This is a genomic window from Pirellulales bacterium, from assembly GCA_035939775.1.
In the GTDB taxonomy this organism is placed as follows: Bacteria; Planctomycetota; Planctomycetia; order Pirellulales; family DATAWG01; genus DASZFO01.
The window spans coordinates 1-1,772 of sequence record DASZFO010000007.1 but is presented as its reverse complement, the minus strand read 5'-3'; the positions used below and the strand labels follow the sequence as shown (position 1 = coordinate 1,772).

General features: G+C 61.0%; 2 protein-coding genes. One reads left to right on the top strand and one right to left on the bottom strand.

Annotation, left to right across the window (positions count from 1 at the left end):
* On the top strand, positions 1-763 hold a 763-nt coding region (locus tag VGY55_00295; GenBank protein ID HEV2968392.1), incomplete at its 5' end, for an MFS transporter.
* 35 nt (positions 764-798) lie between these two features.
* Here VGY55_00295 and VGY55_00290 read toward each other — a convergent pair.
* Entirely contained in the window at positions 799-1,593 is a 795-nt protein-coding gene (locus VGY55_00290) for an OmpA family protein (protein ID HEV2968391.1), read from the bottom strand.
* Positions 1,594-1,772 lie beyond the last annotated feature (179 nt).

Sequence of the window (1,772 nt, the reverse complement as noted above, 5' to 3'; positions counted from 1 at the left end):
TCGCCCGTCAATTCTCGAGATCTTCGCACCTGCCCTGCGAAAAACGACGATCGTGACCACGCTCATGTTTGCCTGCAGTTACGGCGCGGCGTTCGGCGCCATCCAACAGCTCCCCCAAATCGTGCCGCGTTTTTCGGACGTAATGGCGCAGAAGGCGGCGGCAGTTTCGGCGGGCAAGCCGCCCGCCGCGCTCAAGGGAATCGAACAGGCAGCCGCGGCCGACTACGCCAAGTTTCAGGAAATCGGCGGGCTGCTCGGTCGGTTCTTGCTGGCGGTTCTGGCCGTGCGGCTTCTCAGCCGCCGCCTCTTGATGCGCGTATTTCAAATCCCCGGATTGATCGTGATGCCGCTTGTGTTTTGGGCATTCGGCGCTTTCGACAATCGGGTGCTGCTGGACGTCGGATCGATGCATCTCACGTGGGCCCACATTGGCATCTTTTTCTGCGGCCTGTTTACCGTGGCCCAGTTCAGTTTTTGGGGGAACTACTTGCCCTATGCCTATCCGATGCACCTGCGAGGCACCGGTGAGAGTTTTGCCGCGAATATCGGCGGCAGGCTGATCGGCACCTTCTTCGCTCTGGTGACGACGGGCATCGCGAGCCGGTTGCCGGTGGCGGCCGATTTGTCAAAGCCGCAAATCGCGCTCGCCGGCGCCACAAACTTCGCGTTCACAGCCGCCGCCGTCGCCCTCTTCGTCTACCTCGTTGGGTCGATCGCCTGTTTCTGGCTACCGGAGCCGAAGGCGCTCGATCTATCCGAATAGCGATCCGGGGCGAACTTGAGGTAAATCCTCGGGACTTAGTGCCGAACCCAGTTCGGGTCCCAGCCGACGACGGCGGCATCGGGCGCGAGGACGAAGATTTCGACGCGGCGGTTCTTGCGACGCGTCGATTCCGTGGCGTTCTGGGCCACCGGTTGATACATGCTGTAGCCGGCCGCTCCGAGGCGCGTCTCCTGCATTCCGTGACGCGACAGCTCGAGCACGACCGAGTCGGCGCGGTCGGTCGACAAGTTCCAATTGGTCGGATGATGAGTCCGCGTGGACTCGTGGCCGATCGGCCTGTCGTCGGTATGGCCGACTACGAGGATATTGAGTTTGCGGGCGTCGCTGTCGTTCATGATCTTGGCGAACTCGGTCAACAGCCGCTTGCCGTCGTCTCGAATTTCGGAACTGCCCGAGGCGAAGAGCACGTCGTTGGAGAACTTGCTGACTCCGGTGTGCGGATCGAACTCAAACTGCGGATACTTCTCCTGCAGTTTCTTGAACCGCTCGGTCGCCTCGGGGGAGAGCGGGCTCGGCTGGCCGCGCTGCTTGTCCAAAAGCGCGATATAGCGCTGCTGCAACTGGCTGCGTTCGGCGTTCAAATTGTCGATACGCTGATTGGCTGTGGCGAGCGCGCGTTGCATCTGTTCCGAGGCGATCGTGGCCTGCCAATTGGAAGAGGCGAGCATCTGATTCTGCTGACAAAGGTAGGCCGACTGGCACTGGCAGGCTCGCATCTGGTCGTAGAGGCAGCAGCAGCATCCCGGCAACAAGAGCACCGCCAGTCCGGCGGCCGCGCTGAATTTAACGATCCGTGCCCAAGCAGGCATGGCAGGACTCCTCACTCGCAAAAAACGCGGTCCGCGAAGATTGCTACGGAATGGTTTGGAATATCGAGGAAGGAACGAGGCAGGAAATCACTCGACGTGTGCTTTCGATTCCGCGCGATTGCAGAAATCGAACGACGCACAAAAAGCCGCGGCCCAGGGCGGAGCGCGACCTTCAAATC